This is a genomic window from Shigella sp. FC1967, assembly GCF_001743005.1.
Lineage (GTDB): Bacteria > Pseudomonadota > Gammaproteobacteria > Enterobacterales > Enterobacteriaceae > Proteus.
The window spans coordinates 1-305 of the sequence record NZ_MIIZ01000062.1 but is presented as its reverse complement, the minus strand read 5'-3'; the positions used below and the strand labels follow the sequence as shown (position 1 = coordinate 305).

The window sequence follows — 305 nt, the reverse complement described above, 5'->3', positions numbered from 1 at the left end:
GATGTCCACTGATTGGTTTTTGGTGAAATGGCTGAAACGTTATCGTTACCCGCCGTACTAAAGAGCACACCCGCAAACGGCAACGAGCGATAACCTGATAATAGTGGAGCCAAGTTATTGGCGAGTTTTTCACATCCTTCATACTGCAAAAAGCGAGCTAAAGCCAGTAAATAGGTCTGTGTTTGATTATGTAAGACTGCTTGTGTACCTTGTTCCACTAATGCAGGTAAAAGCGTTTTTAAGTCATTGGAAAGCGTTTTCAGCCGTCGCCTTGAAAGGAGCTGAATAAAGCACGGTGGGCGTTT

At 44.3% G+C, this 305-nt stretch carries 1 protein-coding gene; it reads right to left on the bottom strand.

Going from position 1 to position 305, the window contains the following annotated elements:
* A partial coding sequence (locus BHE89_RS23550; RefSeq protein ID WP_171742415.1) for a hypothetical protein occupies window positions 1–305 on the bottom strand: 305 nt, incomplete at both ends.